This window comes from Anaeromyxobacter diazotrophicus (assembly GCF_013340205.1).
Classification (GTDB): domain Bacteria; phylum Myxococcota; class Myxococcia; order Myxococcales; family Anaeromyxobacteraceae; genus Anaeromyxobacter_A; species Anaeromyxobacter_A diazotrophicus.
The window spans coordinates 284,296-298,618 of record NZ_BJTG01000002.1; the positions used below are offsets into that span (position 1 = coordinate 284,296).

General features: G+C 75.2%; 17 protein-coding genes. 9 read left to right on the top strand and 8 right to left on the bottom strand.

Annotation, left to right across the window (positions count from 1 at the left end; all coding sequences use genetic code 11):
* Positions 1-14: 14 nt before the first annotated feature.
* A complete protein-coding gene (locus HWY08_RS04265) occupies positions 15-1,424 on the bottom strand; it encodes an MATE family efflux transporter (protein ID WP_308469062.1) in 1,410 nt (469 codons plus the stop codon).
* A gap of 65 nt (positions 1,425-1,489) precedes the next feature.
* Here HWY08_RS04265 and HWY08_RS04270 point away from each other — a divergent pair, with 65 nt between their 5' ends.
* From HWY08_RS04270 to ruvB, 4 genes are all read left to right on the top strand, one after another.
* Complete coding sequence (locus tag HWY08_RS04270) at positions 1,490-2,737, top strand: MFS transporter (protein ID WP_176063281.1); 1,248 nt, start codon at positions 1,490-1,492, stop codon at positions 2,735-2,737.
* A gap of 117 nt (positions 2,738-2,854) precedes the next feature.
* Complete coding sequence (gene ruvC, locus HWY08_RS04275) at positions 2,855-3,421, top strand: crossover junction endodeoxyribonuclease RuvC (RefSeq protein ID WP_176063283.1); 567 nt, start codon at positions 2,855-2,857, stop codon at positions 3,419-3,421.
* Positions 3,418-4,011: a Holliday junction branch migration protein RuvA gene (gene ruvA, locus HWY08_RS04280; protein ID WP_176063285.1), complete on the top strand. Its 594-nt coding sequence runs from the start codon at positions 3,418-3,420 to the stop codon at positions 4,009-4,011. The genes ruvC and ruvA overlap by 4 nt, the downstream gene beginning before the upstream one ends.
* A 35-nt stretch (positions 4,012-4,046) precedes the next feature.
* Positions 4,047-5,075: a Holliday junction branch migration DNA helicase RuvB gene (gene ruvB, locus HWY08_RS04285; RefSeq protein ID WP_176063287.1), complete on the top strand. Its 1,029-nt coding sequence runs from the start codon at positions 4,047-4,049 to the stop codon at positions 5,073-5,075.
* A 21-nt stretch (positions 5,076-5,096) separates the two neighbouring features.
* Here the strand turns inward: ruvB and HWY08_RS04290 are convergent, their stop codons facing one another.
* Entirely contained in the window at positions 5,097-5,798 is a 702-nt protein-coding gene (locus HWY08_RS04290; RefSeq protein WP_176063289.1) for a rhomboid family intramembrane serine protease, read from the bottom strand.
* Between the two features lie 352 nt (positions 5,799-6,150).
* Between HWY08_RS04290 and lpxC the strand changes: the two genes are divergently transcribed.
* The 3 genes from lpxC to ligD (HWY08_RS04305) all read left to right on the top strand — a co-directional run bounded on the left by lpxC (position 6,151) and on the right by ligD (HWY08_RS04305) (position 9,140).
* Positions 6,151-7,071: a UDP-3-O-acyl-N-acetylglucosamine deacetylase gene (gene lpxC, locus HWY08_RS04295; protein WP_176063291.1), complete on the top strand. Its 921-nt coding sequence runs from the start codon at positions 6,151-6,153 to the stop codon at positions 7,069-7,071.
* Between the two features lie 104 nt (positions 7,072-7,175).
* On the top strand, positions 7,176-7,601 hold the full coding sequence (locus tag HWY08_RS04300) for a hypothetical protein (protein WP_176063293.1): 426 nt from the start codon (positions 7,176-7,178) through the stop codon (positions 7,599-7,601).
* Between the two features lie 12 nt (positions 7,602-7,613).
* Positions 7,614-9,140, top strand: coding sequence for a non-homologous end-joining DNA ligase (gene ligD / locus HWY08_RS04305; RefSeq protein ID WP_176063295.1), 1,527 nt, complete (start codon positions 7,614-7,616; stop codon positions 9,138-9,140).
* A 6-nt stretch (positions 9,141-9,146) separates the two neighbouring features.
* On the opposite strand, the gene HWY08_RS04310 is transcribed toward ligD (HWY08_RS04305), so the two are convergent.
* The 4 genes from HWY08_RS04310 to ku form a co-directional block, all read right to left on the bottom strand.
* The gene (locus HWY08_RS04310) at positions 9,147-9,620 is read right to left on the bottom strand and encodes a hypothetical protein (protein ID WP_235969450.1); all 474 of its coding nucleotides are present in this window, start codon (positions 9,618-9,620) and stop codon (positions 9,147-9,149) included.
* Entirely contained in the window at positions 9,617-10,042 is a 426-nt protein-coding gene (locus tag HWY08_RS04315) for a phage holin family protein (RefSeq protein WP_176063299.1), read from the bottom strand. The genes HWY08_RS04310 and HWY08_RS04315 overlap by 4 nt, the downstream gene beginning before the upstream one ends.
* A 71-nt stretch (positions 10,043-10,113) precedes the next feature.
* A complete protein-coding gene (gene ligD, locus HWY08_RS04320; RefSeq protein ID WP_235969451.1) occupies positions 10,114-11,190 on the bottom strand; it encodes a non-homologous end-joining DNA ligase in 1,077 nt (358 codons plus the stop codon).
* The gene (gene ku / locus HWY08_RS04325) at positions 11,187-12,071 is read right to left on the bottom strand and encodes a non-homologous end joining protein Ku (protein ID WP_176063301.1); all 885 of its coding nucleotides are present in this window, start codon (positions 12,069-12,071) and stop codon (positions 11,187-11,189) included. The genes ligD (HWY08_RS04320) and ku overlap by 4 nt, the downstream gene beginning before the upstream one ends.
* Before the next feature lie 151 nt (positions 12,072-12,222).
* Between ku and HWY08_RS04330 the strand changes: the two genes are divergently transcribed.
* Positions 12,223-12,375, top strand: a complete 153-nt coding sequence (locus HWY08_RS04330) for a lmo0937 family membrane protein (protein ID WP_176063305.1) — start codon at positions 12,223-12,225, stop codon at positions 12,373-12,375.
* A gap of 15 nt (positions 12,376-12,390) precedes the next feature.
* On the top strand, positions 12,391-13,254 hold the full coding sequence (locus HWY08_RS04335) for a M48 family metallopeptidase (protein ID WP_176063307.1): 864 nt from the start codon (positions 12,391-12,393) through the stop codon (positions 13,252-13,254).
* A 19-nt stretch (positions 13,255-13,273) separates the two neighbouring features.
* Here the strand turns inward: HWY08_RS04335 and HWY08_RS04340 are convergent, their stop codons facing one another.
* Together HWY08_RS04340 and HWY08_RS21770 are read right to left on the bottom strand one after the other, a co-directional pair.
* Positions 13,274-13,609, bottom strand: coding sequence for an STAS domain-containing protein (locus HWY08_RS04340; protein WP_176063309.1), 336 nt, complete (start codon positions 13,607-13,609; stop codon positions 13,274-13,276).
* 263 nt (positions 13,610-13,872) lie between these two features.
* Complete coding sequence (locus HWY08_RS21770; protein ID WP_235969452.1) at positions 13,873-14,322, bottom strand: peptidoglycan-binding domain-containing protein; 450 nt, start codon at positions 14,320-14,322, stop codon at positions 13,873-13,875.
* Between the last annotated feature and the right edge of the window lies 1 nt (position 14,323).

Here is a 14,323-nt window from a genome sequence, read left to right on the forward strand (position 1 = left end):
GCCGGGCGCGCCCGCTACGAGGTCGCCTCCGGCCTGGCGCCGGCGCCGGCCGGGGCGAGCGCCGCGATGGGCCGCGAGGACAGGCGGAGGAAGCGGTGGAGCAGCGCGGCCGCCACCACCGAGAGCCCGCCGCACAGCCCCCACCACAGCCCGGTGACGCCGAGGCCCGCGGCGAGGCCCAGCCCGATCGCGATGGGCAGGCCGATGAGCCAGTGCCCCACCATGTTGGCGCCGAAGGTGTAGCGGGTGTCGCCGGCGCCGCGCAGCACGCCCGCCCCCACCGCCTGGACGCCGTCGGAGAGCTGGAACACCGCCGCCACCGAGAGGAGCGCCGCCGCCACCGGCGCCACCGAGGGGTCGCTCGTCATGAGCCGCGCCAGCGGGCCGGGGAACAGGAAGAACACCAGGCCCGAGAGCGCCATCACGGCGGCGCCGGCCGCGAAGGCGGTGAGCCCGGCGCGCCGCGCCGCCGCGGTGTCGCCGGCGCCCACCGCCCAGCCCACCCGCACGCCGCCGGCGGTGCCGATGCCGACCGCGAAGGTGAAGCTGGTGCTGGCGAGCGCGATCGCGATCTGGTGGGCGGCGAGCGGCGCGCGGCCGAGCCGGCCGGCGAGGAAGCCCACCAGCGCGAACAGGCTCACCTCCGCCGCCAGGTGCAGCGCGATGGGCGCGCCGACCCGCGCCGCCCGGACGATCGCGGCGCGCTCCGGCCGGCGCTGGCCGGCGAGGCCGCCCTCGACCCGCACCGCGCGGACGGCGAGCGCGAGGTAGAGCGCCTGCACCACCGTCACGAGCCCGGTGGCGAGCCCGCTCCCCGCCGCGCCCAGCGGCGGGATCGCCCGCAGCGGCCCCGCCCAGCCGGGCAGATCGCCGCCGCCGAAGACGAGCAGGAGGTCGAGGCCGAAGTTCACGACGTTGGCGAGGAGCGTCGAGACGAGCACGGCGCGGGTGAGCCCGAGCCCCTGCAGGTAGGACTTGGCGACGACGAAGAAGAGCAGCGCGGGCAGGCTCGGCAGCCGGATCCAGATGAAGCGGCCCGCCTCGCGCGCCACCGCGTCCTCGATCCCGAGCGGCCGGAGCGCGAGCGGCACGAGCGCCCAGGGCAGCGCGAGCAGCACCCCTGCGCCGAGCGCGAGCCACGTGCCCTGCCACAGGAGCCGCCGGGCGCCGCGCGCGTCGCCGGCGCCGAACGCCTGCGCCACGAGCGGGTCGAGCCCCATCATGAGGCCCATCCCCGTGACCGCCAGGTCGAGGAAGAGGACGTTGCCGAGCCCCGCCCCGGCGAGCACCACCGCCCCCGCGCGGCCGCACACCGCCGCGTCCACGACCCCCATCGCCGCCTGGCCGGCGCTGGCCACGGCGAGCGGCAGCGCCAGCCGCATCAGGGCGCCGAGCTCGGCGCGGACGGGTCGGGGAGGGGCCACGGGGCGCGCAACATAACCCGTCCCGCGGGCGGCGGCGCAACGGCCGGGGTACACTCGCGCCCGCGATGCGCTGGCTCTCCGCCGCCCTCCCCGCGCTGCGCCACCGCAACCTGCGGCTGTTCTTCGGCGGCCAGTGCGTCTCGCTGGTCGGCACCTGGATGCAGTCGGTCGCCCAGGGCTGGCTCGTCTACCGGCTCACCGGCTCCACCGCCATGCTGGGGCTGCTCGGGTTCCTGGCGCAGGTGCCGGTGTTCCTGTTCGGCATCCTCGCGGGCTCGCTCGCCGACCGCTACCCGCGGCGCCGCATCGTCCTCATCACCCAGGTGAACGCGGTGATCCAGGCGACGGCGCTGGCGGCCCTCACGCTCACCGGCGTGGTGCAGCCCTGGATGCTGCTCGTGCTGGTGTGCCTGCTCGGGCTCTCGAACGCCTTCGAGATCCCGGCGCGCCAGGCGCTCCTGGGCGAGATCGCCGGCGAGGACATGCCGAACGCGCTCGCGCTCAACTCGAGCGTGGTGAACGGCGCGCGCGCGGTGGGGCCGGCGCTGGCCGGCTGGGCGGTGGCCGCGCTGGGCGAGGGGGTCTGCTTCGCGGTGAACGCGGTGAGCTTCGCGGGCACGCTGTGGGCGCTGGCGGTGATGGACCTGCCGCCCGCGCGCCCGCACCTGGGCAGCCGCCGCGGGCACCTGCTGGAGGGGCTCGCCTACGCCGGCCGGACGACGCACGTGCGCGCGCTGCTCCTCCTCCTCGGGCTGACGAGCTTCTTCGGGCTGCCCTACCTGAGCCTGCTCCCCGCCTTCGCCAAGGACGTGCTGGGCGGCGACGCGCGGCTGCTCGGGACGATGCAGGCGTGCGCCGGCGTGGGCGCGCTCGCCGCGGGCGTGTCGCTCGTCCTCCGCCGCGGGCTGCGCGGGCTGGGGCGACGGGTGGCCTTCGGGGCGAGCGCGCTCGGGCTCGGGCTCACCGGGCTCGCGCTCTCCCGGAGCCCGGCGCTCTCCTGCGCCGCGCTGGTGCTGGTCGGCTTCGGCTTCCTCACCCAGGCCGCCGGGACCATGACGCTCCTGCAGGGCCTCGCGCCGGCGGAGATGCGGGGCCGGGTCATGGGGCTCTTCTCGACCCTGTTCATCGGGACGACGCCGTTCGGCTCGCTCGTGGGCGGCCTCGCCGCGGGGCGCTACGGTGTCGGGCGGGTGCTGCTCGCCGGCGCGGCGGTGGTGCTCGCCGCGAGCGCCGGGTTCCACCTCTTCCTGCCGCGGCTCCGCCGCACCGTGCTGGCGCAGCACCCGACCCTGTTCCCGCCGCAGGTGCCGTGAGCGGCTTCGTACCGGGACGGTGAAGGCAGGGTTCCTGCTCCGGGTCGGGGGCTCGCGCGGCTGCGCCGCGCTCGACGTAAGCTGGACGCCGGTTCAGGGCCATGCCAGGATGACCGCGTGGTCGTCCTCGGCATCGATCCCGGAACGCAGCGCTGCGGGTACGGGATCGTCGCCCGCCGCGACGGACGCCTGGTGCGCCTCGCCTCCGGCGTCATCGTCCCCGGCGCGCTGCCCATGGCCGAGCGGCTCGGCCTCATCCTCGACGGCCTGACGCGGCTCCTCGCGCTGGAGCGGGTCGAGGCGGTCGCGGTCGAGACCGCCTTCTGCGGGCGCTCGCCGCGCTCGGCGCTGGCGCTGGGGCAGGCGCGCGGGGTGGTGCTGGCGGCCGCGGCGCGGGCCGGGCTGGCCGTGCACGAGTACGCGCCGGCCGAGGTGAAGCGCGCCTTCACCGGCAGCGGGCGCGCCGACAAGGGGCAGATGCTCCGCACCGCCCGCGCGCTGTTCGGGCTCGAGGCGCGCCTCGCCGACGAGGCCGACGCGGTCGCCATCGCGGTCTGCCACCTGGCGCGCGGCCACCGCGCCCCGCCGCCCCGCGCCGCGGCGCGCCCGGCCACCGCCGGCGCCAGGCTCCGCGCGTCCGGCGCCCTGCGCCCCTCCGTCCGCCGCTTCGCCGAGGCCCCGTGATCGCGCGCCTCACCGGCACGTTGGCCGAGAAGCGCGACGACCACGCCATCGTCGACGTGAACGGCGTCGGCTACCGGGTGCAGCTCTCGGCGCTCTCGCTGGCGGCGCTCCCGCCGCCCGGCGAGCGGGTCGCGGTCCGCACCTACACCCACGTCCGCGAGGACGCGCTCCAGCTCTTCGGCTTCGCCACCGAGGAGGAGGAGTCGGTGTTCCACGAGCTCATGGGCGTGAAGAACGTCGGCCCGCGGGCGGCCCAGAACATCCTCTCCGGCATCGCGCCGCGCGAGCTGGCGCGGGCGGTCGCGGAGGGCGACGTGGCGCGCCTCACCAAGGTGCCCGGGGTCGGCAAGAAGACCGCCGAGCGCCTCGTGGTGGAGCTCAAGGAGAAGCTCGTCGCGCTGGCCCGGGCGGCCGCCCCCCGGACGCCGGGCGCCGCGGCCGGGCTCTTCGATCAGCTCGAGCAGGCGCTCACCGGGCTCGGGTTCAAGCCCGCCCAGGCGTCCGCGGCGGCCGACGCGCTGCGCGAGCAGGGCGGGGAGCGCCCGCTGGACGAGCTCCTGCGCGAGGCGCTGAAGCTCCTGCGCTCCTGACCCGGCGTCGGAAGGGTCTGCTACCCTCTCCCGCGATGTCACCGCGCCCCGTCCGCGAGGTCTCCGCCGAGGCGAAGGAGGGCGAGGCGCGCCTCGAGCAGTCGCTCCGCCCCGCCACCTTCGACGAGTACGTCGGCCAGGAGAAGCTCGTCTCGAACTTCCGCGTCTACGCGCGCGCCGCCCGCGAGCGCGGCGACGCGCTCGACCACGTGCTCCTCTCCGGCCCGCCCGGGCTCGGCAAGACCTCGCTGGCGCACATCCTCGCCCGCGAGCTGCAGGTGAACCTGCACGTGACGAGCGGCCCGGCGCTGGTGAAGAAGGGCGACCTGGCGGGGCTGCTGACCGCCCTGCAGCCGCGCGACATCCTCTTCATCGACGAGATCCACCGGCTTTCGCCGGCGGTCGAGGAGGCGCTCTACCCGGCGATGGAGGACTTCCGCTTCGACGTGGTGCTCGGGGCCGGCATCGGCGCCCAGACCATGGAGATGAAGCTCGAGCGCTTCACGCTCGTCGGCGCCACCACGCGCACCGGGCTCCTCGCGAGCCCGCTCCGCGACCGGTTCCCCATCCAGGAGCGGCTCGACTACTACGGCGCCCCGGAGCTGCACGAGATCGTGCAGCGGGCGGCCCGGAAGCTCGGCCTCGCCTTCGCGCCGGACGGCGCCGAGGAGCTGGCGCGGCGCGCGCGCGGCACCCCGCGGATCGCGCTCCGGCTCCTGCAGCGCGCGCGCGACTTCGCCCAGGTGGAGGGCGACGGCCGCCTCGACCGGCGCATCGTGGACGTCACCCTCGCGCGGCTGGAGGTGGACGCGAACGGGCTCGACGGGATGGACCGGCGCATCCTCGCCTGCGTCATCGACACCTTCGGCGGCGGGCCGGTCGGCATCGACGCCGTGGCCGCGGCGGTGGGCGAGGAGGGGCAGACGCTCGAGGACGTCTACGAGCCGTTCCTCGTCCGCGAGGGGTACCTGGCGCGCTCGCCGCGAGGCCGGGTGGCGCTGCCGGCCGCGTACGCGCACCTGGGGAAGACGAAGCCCGCCGGCAAGCAGGGCGGGCTCTTCTAGGCCACCCGGGCCCACGGCGCCCTACCAGCCGCGCCGGCTCACGGTCCACCCGGTCCGCGGGGCGAGCGTCTTCACCAGCACGAACCCCGTGACGAATCCGCCCACGTGTGCCGCGAAAGCGACACCGCTGCCCTGGTCCCCCATGAAGGCGCTGAGGAGCTGGAGCACGAACCAGAGGCCGATGAAGAAGACGGCCGGCACGTAGATGAGCCGGATGAAGATGAAGATGGGCACGAGGGTGAGCACCCGGGCGCGCGGGAAGAGGATCATGTAGGCGGCGAGGACGCCGGCGATGGCGCCGCTCGCGCCGACCATCGGGACGAGCAGGGAGGCCTCGTCCCCGGCGGCCGCCGCCACCCCCACCTGCGCGAGCGCCGCCGCGACCCCGCACGCGAGGTAGAACAGCAGGAAGCGGAACCGGCCCAGCACGTCCTCCACGTTGTTCCCGAAGATCCACAGGAACAGCATGTTCCCGGCGATGTGCATGAACCCGCCGTGGAGGAACATGCTGGTGAGGACGGTGAACGGCGGCGGCACCAGGTCCGCGGGCGGCACGTCGCGCAGGCTGAGGATCTCGTAGGGGATGGCCCCGCCCACCTGCACCGACAGTGGCAGCCCCACGACGGCGATCTGCCACAGGAAGGCGGCCACGTTCCCCCCGATGAGGGCGATGGTGACGACCGGCGGCCGCCGGACGGGGACGTCGTCCTTGAGAGGGATCACGGGGGGCTCATCAGGAGCAGGACTTTCTTCCCTGCGTCAATGCGCATGCTATAACCCGCCGCGTCAGATCTGCGTCCGATGTTGCAGACCGTGACACCCATGTCGCACCGGGGGGGGCTGTGACCGGCGGCTCGGCCGGGTGGGCGAAGAAGGCAGCCCGCTCACACTGCCAAGCTGAAGGAAATTACAGCGGATTCAGGATGGGTGCGCGAGTCGCCCCGGAGACCCTCGCGGCTTGCGGCGCGGCACATGGCTTGCTGGAACGCCTGCCGCGGCAGCGGTTCGACTTTGGACCGCACCCCGCGCAGGCGTCAGGGGTTCAGAGGCGAGCGGGACGGAGGACGGCGTCGGAATGGCGAACTGGAACCAACGGACGGTGGCGCGCAAGGTGACTTGCCGCGGCGTGGGCCTGCACTCGGGCCGCCCGGCGAGCCTGACGCTCGCCCCGGCCGCGCCCGACGCCGGCGTCACCTTCTTCCGCCGTGATCTCGGGGTCGAGATCCCCGCCCGCGCCGAGCACGTCGTCGACACGCAGCTCTCCACCAGCCTGGGCCTCGGCCCGGCGCGCGTCGCGACCGTCGAGCACGTGCTGGCGGCGCTCACGGGCATGGGCGTCGACAACTGCCGCGTCGAGCTGGACGGGCCGGAGATCCCCATCCTCGACGGCTCCGCCGCGCCCTTCGTCTACCTGCTCCAGGAGGCGGGGGTCCGCACGCAGCGCGCGGGCAAGCGCTTCCTCATCGTGAAGCGCCCGGTCGAGGCGCGCGAGGGCGACAAGGTGGCGCGCGTCGAGCCCGCCCCGGAGCTGTCGGTCCGCTTCACCGTCGACTTCGGCCACCCGCTCATCACCGACCAGACCTTCTCCTTCGTCTTCTCCGACCGCGTCTTCGCGCGGGAGGTGGCGCGCGCCCGCACCTTCTGCTTCCTGCGCGACGTCGAGCGCATGCAGGCGGCCGGGCTCGCGCTCGGCGGCAGCCTCGACAACGCCATCGTGGTGGACGAGTTCTCGATCCTGAATCCCGGCGGGCTGCGCTACCCCGACGAGTTCGCCCGGCACAAGGTGCTCGACGCCATGGGCGACCTCTCGCTGCTGGGCATGCCGCTCATCGCGACCTTCACCGCCCGGCGCAGCGGCCACGCCCTCAACCAGGCGCTCGTCAAGAAGCTCCTGGCCGACCCGACCGCGCACGCGGTCGTGCAGATCGGGGCCGACGAGGAGCTGGAGCCGCTGCAGATCCGGCTGCCCGCCCTCGGCGCGCTCGACGCCGCCTAGGCTCCGGCCGTCCGCTCCACCCCTCGCTTCGCGCTGCGCCCCGGCGAGGGGTGTGCGCCCGTGCCGTCCTTCACGTCCCCGCCTGCCCGCCCCAGCTTGGAGGCATGGACCGTGAGCGGATCGATGGCGGGCGCGTCGCGCGCCGCCTGGCGGCGGGGCAGGGCGCGTTCTTCCTGGCGACCGGGCTGTGGCCGATCATGCACCTGCGCTCGTTCGAGGCGGTGACGGGGCCGAAGCTCGAGGGCTGGCTGGTGAAGACGGTGGGGGCGCTCATCGCGGTCGCGGGCGCCGCGCTGCTGGTGGCCGCGCGGCAGCGCCCGCCGGGGCCGGAGACGGCGGTCCTGGGCGCGGGCATGGCGGGGGCGCTGGGCGCGATCGACGTGTGGTACGCCGGGCGGCGCCGCCGCATCCACCCCATCTACCTGGCGGACGCGGCGCTCGAGCTCGGGTTCGCCGGGGCCTGGGCCGCGGCGCTCCCCGCGCTGCTGTCGCCGCCGGACCCCGACGCGTCGCGCGCCGCGGTCGGGTAGCGCGAGGGGGCGATGGGCAAGCTCGACGTCTACGACGCGAAGCGCGACTTCCACGTGACGCCCGAGCCGCCGGGGGATCGGCCGCGGCCGCGAAGGGCGGGGCCGCTCACGTTCATGATCCACAAGCACCACGCGCGCCGGCTCCACTACGATCTGCGGCTCGAGCTCGACGGGGTGCTCGCGAGCTGGTCCGTGCCGAAGGGGCCGAGCTATGACCCCGCCGTGAAGCGGCTGGCGGTGGAGACCGAGGACCACCCGCTCGCCTACGGCGGGTTCGAGGGGCGCATCCCGGACGGTGAGTACGGGGCGGGCGACTCGCTCATCTGGGATCGGGGCACCTGGGACACGGTCCCGCCGGGCCAGGCCGCGCAGCAGAAGCGGAAGGGCCACATCGAGGCGGAGCTCTCGGGCGAGAAGCTGCGGGGGCGCTGGCACCTCGTGCGGACGCGCGGCGAGGGGGGCAAGCCCGCCTGGCTCTTCTTCAAGGCCAAGGACGACGCCGCCGACGCGCGGTTCGACGTGGTGGGCGAGCGGCCGGAGTCGGTCGTCTCCGGGCGGCGCGTGACCCGCGGGCCGGTGGCCGCCAAGACCCTCCGCGCGGCGCACCCGCCGCCGGTGGACCTGCTCCTGCGCGTGTGGCCGCCGATGCTCGCCACGCTCGCCACCGAGGCCGAGGTCCACCCCGGGGATCGGCTGGAGGTGAAGTACGACGGGTTCCGGGCGCTCGCCGGCCTCTCGGGCGGGAAGGTCTCGCTCCAGAGCCGCAACGGGCTCGACCTCGGGCCGCGCTTCCCGGCGGTGGCGGCGGCGCTGGGCCACCTCGTCGTCGGCGAGGCGGTGCTGGACGGCGAGGTCGTCGCGAGCGGCGGAGGCGGCTCCGCCTTCGAGGCGCTGCACGGCGACGGATCGCGCGTGGTCTACGCCGTGTTCGACCTCCTCTGGCTCGACGGCGAGGACCTGAGGGCGCGGCCGCTCGAGGAGCGGCGGGAGCTCCTGGAGAGCCTGCTGGCCGGGGCCCCGCCGCTGCTGCGCCTGGCCGAGGAGGTGGAGGGGCCCGTCCGGAAGGCGCTGGCGCGGGCGCGGCGCGAGGGGTGGGAGGGGCTCGTCGCCAAGCGGCCGGGCTCGCGGTACGAGGGCCGCCGCTCGCGCGCGTGGCTCAAGGTGAAGCTCCTCGGGGGGCAGGAGCTGGCGGTGGTGGGGTACACGCCGCTCAAGGGCGGCGCGGCGGGCATCGGGGCGCTGCTGCTGGCCGTGCGCGAGGGGCGCCGCTTCGTCTACGCGGGCAAGGTCGGGACGGGTTACACCGAGGCGGTCCGGCGCGAGCTCCAGCGCCGGCTCGACCCCGACCGGATCGACGCGCCGGCCGCCGAGGGGGCGCCCAGGATGCGCGACGCGCGCTGGGTCACGCCGCGCCTCGTGGCCGAGGTGGCGTTCACGGAGTGGACGAGCGACGGCAGGCTGCGCCACCCGTCGTTCAAGGGGCTGCGGGACGACAAGCGGCCGGAGGAGGCGGTGCGGGAGCGGCCGCGCGGGCGCTGACGGAGGTCAGGGGCGCGGGCGGGCCTCGGGGTGCCCGTCCGCCTGCGCGGCGCGCGCGGCGCGGGCGCGCGGGGATGGGACGGCCCGCTCCAGCGCGCGCTTCACCAGCAGGGTCGCGATCGCGGTGCCGACGGCGGCCAGGATCTTCTCGCCGGGGGGCGCCTCCCCGCGGCCGACCCGCTCCGGGTGCTCCATCATCCGCCCCACCGCGACCCGCAGCTGCCGCGCCTTGTAGCTCCGGCGCTGCTTGCGGCGCCCGTTGTAGACGAGCAGGGCCACCGAGCCGCCCAGCACCGCCGCGACCGCAAGGCCCGCCAGCGAGATCGCGACCGGGTGCGCCCGCAGCTGGGCGCGCACGTCGAAGAGCGCGCGGCGCCGGCGGTCGAGCTCGTCCACCAGCTCGCCGAGCTCGCCGCGGAGGCTCGAGATCTCGCCCGCCACCTCGTGCGACGGCCGTGCCACGGCGCGGCCCGGCTTCACGCCATCCGCTCTTTCGCCCATCGCACGTTCTCCTCGACCGAGCGCCGCGTCGACGGCAGCGGCTGACGCACCCGCTTCTTCCACCCCACCAGCCCGGCCACCGTCCCCACGGCGAGCACCACCGCGGCGACGATCAGCGCCGTCAGCCATCCGGCGAGGACCCCGCCCTCGGCGAGCCCGAACACCAGCGCGACCAGCAGCATCTGGACGGTGATCAGCGCGCAGACGCCCGCCACGCCCAGGCCGCTCGCCATCTTCACCTCGGCCCGGAGCTGCTCCCGCGCCTCGGACTTCGCGAGCTCGATCTCCTTGCGGGCGAGCAGGCTCGCCTTCTGCGCCAGCTGCGTCACCAGCTCCTTGGCGCTGAGCGCCCGAAGGCGCGCCGCGTCCGGCGCGGACGCTGGGTGATGCGTCGTCTCCATGGTCCTCCCCCGCGCCGGAATCCCCCGACCCCCGGCCAAGCGCTCGCGGAGGGCCCGCGAAGGCCCTCGCGCTAGGAGGAAAGGTATCCATCCTCCGGCGTGCCGGGGCCACCGCCCGGAGGCGGCGTGCGCTCTTCCTTCCGGCCCGCCTTGCGCCCGGGCGAGCGGGCGCTCCGCCGCCCGCCGGGCGCGCGCCGCCCGCGCTCCGGGGCCGGGCCCGGCGCGGCGCCCACCCCCGCCGCGGGCAGCCGCTGCCTGAGCTTCAGCACCGGCGCGAAGAGGTCGCCGTCGCGCTCGAAGCGCCGCAGCGCCTCGGCCGCGTCGAACGCGAGCGCGGCGGGGTCGCGCGCCGCGAGCGCGGCCTCGACCTCCTCCCAGCGCAGCGGGGTGGAGACCGTCGGCCGCTCCTTGGCGCGGAGCGACCAGGCGCAGACGGTGGTCTTGTGCGCGTCGTTCTGGCTCCAGTCGACGAGGACCTTCCCCGCACGGAGGGCCTTCTTCATCGACGACACCACCAGATCGGGCCGCTCGCGCTCGAGCAGCTCCGCCACCGCCCGGGCGAAGGGCTTGGTCGCGGCGTACCCGACCGGCGTGTTGAGCGGGACGTACACCTGGAGCCCCTTCGAGCCGGAGGTCTTGGGGAACGAGGCGAGGCCCAGCCGGTCGAAGAGGCCCTTGAGGACCCGCGCCACCTCGCAGCACTGGACGACGTCGGCCGGCGGCCCCGGATCGAGGTCGAACACGAGCGCCGTCGGGCGGTCCACCGCCGGCGCGCGGTGGAGGTACGTGTGCATCTCGAGGTCGGCCAGGTTCACCGCCCAGATGAGCGACGCGAGGTCGTCCACCACGCAGAACCGGATCTCCTCCTCCTGCACCCCGCTCCAGACGCCGGCCGTCCGGAGCCAGGCCGGACGGTGGGCCGGGCAGCGCTTCTCGTAGAAGTGCGGCCCCTGCGCGCCCTCGGGGTACCGCTTCAGCGTGAGGGGCCGGTCGCGCAGGTGGGGCAGCAGGGCGGGCGCGATCCGGAGGTAGTAGTCGATCACCTGGCCCTTGGTGAAGCCGGTGGCCGGGTAGAAGACCTTCTCGAGGTTCGACAGCTCCAGCCGGCGCCCGCCGATCTGCACCTCGACCGCGCGGCGCGCGCTCACGAGCCGCCCCGCTTCTTGCGGTGGCCGGCGGTGTGCGCCGCCTCGCGCCGCGGCGCGGTCCGGTGCGCCCGGGCCGGCGCGGCCGCCGAGGGTTCCTGGGCCGGGGCCGGGTGGCGCCGCGCCGCGGCGAGGCTCGCGGCCAGCGCGTCCGCCAGGTTCACCACCTTGGCCGGCGCCTCCTCCGGCGGCGCGACCACCTGCTCCCCGGCCGCCTTGCGTTCGATCAGCGCCAGGATCTTCTCCCGGTGGGTGTCGTGGTAGCGGGAGGGCTCGAAGCCGGTGGTGAGCGACTCGACCAGCCGCTCCGCCATCTCCAGCTCGCGCGGGGCCGGCGCGGGGCTCTCCGGGAGCTCGAGCTGGTCGAGGCCCACCACCTCGTCGGCGTGGTTCATGGTGGAGAGCGCCAGCGCGCCGCCCATGGGGCGGACGCAGCAGAGCGCCTCCTTGCTGCGCAGGACGACCCGCGCGATGCCGACCTTGCCGGTCCGGCGCATGGCGTCGAGCAGGAGCGCGTAGGCCTTCCCGGCGCCGCGGTCGGGCGCCAGGTAGTAGGTCTGGTCGTAGTAGATGGGGTCGATCTCGGCGAGCTCGACGAAGTCCTGGATCTCGACCGTCCGGGCGCCCTTCGGATCCGCCGCCTCGAGCTCCTCGCCCGTCACCGTGACGTAGCGGCCCCGCGACAGCTCGTACCCCTTCACGATGTGCTCGTAGGGCACCTCGACGTTCTCGGCGGAGCAGAAGCGCTTCAGGTTGATGCGCGCGCCGTCCGCGTCGTGGAGCATGTGGAAGTGCACCTCCTTGTGCGAGATGGCGCTGAACAGCTTCACCGGGATGTTGACCAGGCCGAAGCTGATCGAGCCGCTCCAGATCGCGCGCGCCATGGATGCCTCCCCGCCAAAGCTCGATCCGCCGCCTGCCGCGCGGCAAGGGGCGGGCCGGGCGGGCGTGCGCCCGGACAGGGGCGCGCTCCTCGGGGGATGGCTCCCGCGCCGCGGAGGTCGGGATTAGCGTTTGACCGAGGGAGGGAAACACATGCTGTGGACAGTCACGATCATCCTGTTCGTGTTGTGGGCACTCGGGATGGTGAGCGGCGCGACCATGGGCTGGTGGATCCACCTGCTCCTGGTCCTGGCGGTCATCAGCCTCATCTTCGCCGTGATGCGCCGCGGCGCGGCGACGGTCTGACGAGGGGCCGGCGGCGTGTCCAGCTCGGGGAAGCTCGTCGCCGCCGGCCTCGCGTCGCTGCTCGGGCTCGCCTGCAGCCACGCGCAGCGCGGCAAGGCCGAGACCGCCCTCGCGAAGGCGCTCATCTCGGATCAGCAGGAGTCGCAGCTCGGGGTGCAGGTGAAGCAGCAGCTGGAGCAGGAGCAGCACGTGAAGTACCTCCAGGACCCGGCGGTGGTCGGGTTCGTGAAGGGCATCACCGACAAGATCCTGCCGCTGGCGGAGAAGGAGCGGCCGGGCGTGAAGTGGCAGGTGCACGTCATCGACGACCCGAAGACGGTCAACGCCTTCGCCACGCCCGGCGGGTACCTGTACGTCTACTCGGGGCTGCTCCTCGCGGCCGACACGCCGGCGGAGGTGGCGGGGGTGCTCTCGCACGAGGCCGGGCACGTGGTCGCGCGCCACTCCGCCCGGCAGATGGTCGACGCGATGGGCCTCGAGGCGGTCGCGGCGCTGGCGCTGGGGAAGAACCCGAGCGCCCTCTCGCAGGTGGTGGCGGGCGCGGGCGGGAAGGGGCTCATGCTCGCGAACTCGCGCGAGGACGAGACCGAGGCGGACGAGTACGGTGCGCGCTTCGCGAGCGGCGCCGGCTACGATCCGCGCGGGCTCATCACCTTCTTCCAGAAGCTCGAGAAGCTCGAGGGCCAGCAGCCCGGGTTCGCGAAGTTCCTGTCCGACCACCCGCCCACGCCCGACCGCGTCAGCCACCTCGAGCAGTACATCGCCGCGAACCACCTCGCGGGCGCCGGCGGCCGGGACCCCGGGGACCTCCCTGCGGTGAAGGCGAAGATCCCGAAGGCGCCGGCCAGCGCGCCGCCTGGCGGCGGGCCGGGGTCGTAGCCGCGGCCGGGTCCCGCGCTCAGGAGAGCTCGGCCGCGGGCGCCGCGGCCGTCGCCGGCGAGGCGCGCGCGCCGTCGTCGATCGAGAGGCCGCAGTAGCGGAAGATGCGGAGCTGGTGCTGCCGCAGGCCGCGGAAGCGCACGCGCCGGGGGGTCTCGTGGAGCGCGTGCGCCACGACGGCGACGCCCAGGTCGGAGAAGTCGCGCACCAGGCTGAAGTCGAGCAGCACGTCCGCCGCCGTCTCGACCTCGAGCTTCTCCCGGAGGGCCCAGGCGCCGATGCGATCGAAGACGCCCGACATCCGGTAGAGGACGCGCTCTCCGTCCCGCTCGCGGCTGATGTTGCAGTCGGCCATCCGGCGTCCTCCTCCGGTGCGGTGCGCACCTCTCACGACAGCGTCGCAGACCTCCGCGTCCTCCCCTGGGCGAGCCGGTCACGACTCCGTGACGGCTCGCTGCGCAGGCGCGCGCGAGTCGAGCGCGCTGGCTCGGCAGGTTGATGGGGACGCACCCCGACCATGAGCACGGCCGGCCGACCTGGCAAGCGAGGGAGCCCGAGCGGGACCTGCGAGGAGCCCGCGAGCGCGGCCACCGCGCTGCGTCAGCGGTCGGTCCGCGCTCACGGCCTGGGCGCGGCTTCGCGTCCCTCCGGCACGGAGCGATACACGCCCTGCGGGTCGATCCCGAGCCGCCGCAGCGTCTCGCGGTCCGGCGCGCCGGTCTGGGCGAGGTGCTCCTGCCCCTGGAAGCGCCGCAGCGCCGCGCTGGTCGGCTCGTCCAGCTCGCCCGAGGCCGGCTCGCGGAGCAGCCCGCGGGCGCGGAGCGCCTCCTGGATCCGGAGGGCGGAGCCCGGCTGCATGAGCTCTTCGGGCGACGCCGCGACGGCCGGGTGACCGGCGCGCGCCGGCACGCGCGTCGAGGTCGCCTTGCCGGTGCCGCCCTGCTCCTCCTTCTTCCCGCGCGCGTGCGCGCCGTCGCTTCGTTCGCTGCCGGGCGCCTCGACGCGCTGGGTGTGCCGGCAGGCGAGCGCCAGGCAGGTGCAGCCGAGGAGCGCGACGAGGCGCCTCACC

What these genes read in the sequence shown, in the direction of transcription:
- HWY08_RS04270 (WP_176063281.1), top strand. Translation starts at nt 1,490, where the DNA reads ATGCGCTGGCTCTCCGCCGCCCTCCCCGCGCTGCGCCACCGCAACCTG.
- ruvB (WP_176063287.1), top strand. Translation starts at nt 4,047, where the DNA reads ATGTCACCGCGCCCCGTCCGCGAGGTCTCCGCCGAGGCGAAGGAGGGC.
- lpxC (WP_176063291.1), top strand. Translation starts at nt 6,151, where the DNA reads ATGGCGAACTGGAACCAACGGACGGTGGCGCGCAAGGTGACTTGCCGC.
- HWY08_RS04300 (WP_176063293.1), top strand. Translation starts at nt 7,176, where the DNA reads ATGGACCGTGAGCGGATCGATGGCGGGCGCGTCGCGCGCCGCCTGGCG.
- ligD (WP_176063295.1), top strand. Translation starts at nt 7,614, where the DNA reads ATGGGCAAGCTCGACGTCTACGACGCGAAGCGCGACTTCCACGTGACG.
- HWY08_RS04315 (WP_176063299.1), bottom strand. Translation starts at nt 10,042, where the DNA reads ATGGAGACGACGCATCACCCAGCGTCCGCGCCGGACGCGGCGCGCCTT.
- ku (WP_176063301.1), bottom strand. Translation starts at nt 12,071, where the DNA reads ATGGCGCGCGCGATCTGGAGCGGCTCGATCAGCTTCGGCCTGGTCAAC.
- HWY08_RS04330 (WP_176063305.1), top strand. Translation starts at nt 12,223, where the DNA reads ATGCTGTGGACAGTCACGATCATCCTGTTCGTGTTGTGGGCACTCGGG.
- HWY08_RS04340 (WP_176063309.1), bottom strand. Translation starts at nt 13,609, where the DNA reads ATGGCCGACTGCAACATCAGCCGCGAGCGGGACGGAGAGCGCGTCCTC.